3 protein-coding genes are annotated in these 1,690 nt (G+C 67.9%); 2 read left to right on the top strand and 1 reads right to left on the bottom strand.

Annotated elements, in window-relative coordinates; translation table 11 throughout:
• Positions 1 to 236: putative PEP-binding protein (locus ACN269_RS35040; RefSeq protein WP_421477682.1), on the top strand; the 236-nt coding region annotated here is incomplete at its 5' end.
• 1 nt (position 237) lies between these two features.
• On the top strand, positions 238 to 1,110 hold the full coding sequence (locus ACN269_RS35035; RefSeq protein ID WP_421477680.1) for a universal stress protein: 873 nt from the start codon (positions 238 to 240) through the stop codon (positions 1,108 to 1,110).
• Here the strand turns inward: ACN269_RS35035 and ACN269_RS35030 are convergent.
• On the bottom strand, positions 1,094 to 1,690 hold a 597-nt coding region (locus ACN269_RS35030; protein WP_421477678.1), incomplete at its 5' end, for an AAA family ATPase. The genes ACN269_RS35035 and ACN269_RS35030 overlap by 17 nt on opposite strands.

Below are 1,690 nucleotides of genomic sequence, written 5' to 3'. Positions count from 1 at the left end.
ATGCGATCGGCCGGATCATCGACACCGCCAACAAGTTCGGCATCACCTCGTCGCTGTGCGGGCAGGCACCATCGACCAATCCGGCGTTTGCCGAGCACATCGTGCGAATGGGCATCACGTCGATCTCGGTCAATCCCGACGCGGTGTCCGCCGCCCGTCGGGCCGTCGCCACCGCCGAGCGGCGGCTGCTCCTCGAAGCGGCACGCAACCCCCTGCAATCAACCAGAGAGGACTGACATGTCAACACTTTCGGATTCGGTCGTCATCGGCGTGGACAACTCACGGGCAGGTATCAGCGCCGCCCGCTGGGGTGCCGGCCTGGCAGCGGCATTCGACACTCCGGTGCACATTGTGTTCGCCGTGCCACCGTTCGAAGAGTTGATGAGGGACATCACCGGTGCCCAGTCACATCCGGCGACGACCGCGCACCAGTGGGGTGAGGAGGTGCTCGACCGGGTCGAACAAGCGATCCGTGACGAGTTCCCCGACGTCAAACTCACCCGGTCGCTGTCACGGCAGGCCGCAGCCAATACCCTGAAGGAGCTGAGTCAGCAGGCCCGGTTCATCGTGTTGGGCGCCGATCAGGTGTCGCCCGGTGCAGCACTTCTCGTCGGTTCCACCACCATGACAGTCGCCACCCACGCGGCGTGTCCGGTGCTCGTGTGGCGCGGAACCCACGCCGCGCTGACGGACCAGCCGATCGTCGTCGGCGTCGACGGCAGCGACAACGGGAACGTCGCACTGGAGGTGGCCTTCGAGCTGGCACACCGATCGGGCGTCGACATCATCGCCGTGCACGCTTGGACCGACCGCCTGCCGGTGGGCGAAGTCACCGTCCCGTTTGTCATCGACTGGGAAGCCGTCGAAGGGGAGCACCACAAGCTGTTGACCGACACGCTCGCGCCGTGGCGTCAGCGGTATCCCGACGTCGAAGTCACCTGCCACGTCGACCCCCACGGCCCGGCCCAGTCGCTTCTTCGCCACAGCGCCGGTGCTCAACTCATCGTCGTCGGCAACCGTGGTCGCAACATGTTGCGCAGCCTGCTGCTGGGTTCGACCACGCTCAACCTGCTGCACCACTCAGCGTTGCCGGTCATGGTGTGTCGTTGACCTGACACACCGCGACCGCCTCTGCGACCGAGTCCGCAAGGGGCCGGGAGGTGTCGATGGGATGCGCGCCCGGCCGGACACGCTCGTCGTGAGCCATTGCGGCGGCAATCTGCGGGGTGACCTCCGAGGTGGTGTTCGTCCGGCCGGCGATCCGCCGCTGGGCGGCCTCCAGCGGCACGACGCACTCCAATTCGACGGTGGGACAGGTGCACTTCGCCGCGATCGTGCGGGCCCGCTGCAGCTGCGTGGCGTCTCGCCAGGTGCCGTCCAGGATCACCGACCGGCCACGCGCGAGCAGGTCGGCGGCCCGGTCCAGCACGACGTCATAGACCACGGCTACCTTGTCCGGGTGGTACAAGCCGGCGTTCAGGACTCCACTGACCCCGGTGACGGCGCCGGACTGGACCAGCTCACGCCGCACCTCGTCGGTCGAGATGACCTGCGCCTCTGCATGATCGGCCAGCGCGCGGGCCAAGGTTGACTTGCCCGTTCCCGGGCCACCACCGACCACCACGAGACGCACGGTCGCGGCGCGCAGCTGCTCGTGGGCCAGCGCCAGATGGCGCCGGGCGTCGTCGGC

The sequence above is a fragment of the Micromonospora sp. WMMD736 genome, assembly GCF_049179015.1.
GTDB lineage: Bacteria > Actinomycetota > Actinomycetes > Mycobacteriales > Micromonosporaceae > Micromonospora.
The sequence above is the reverse complement of the archived record's forward strand: the minus strand, read 5'-3'. Positions and strand labels throughout refer to the sequence as shown.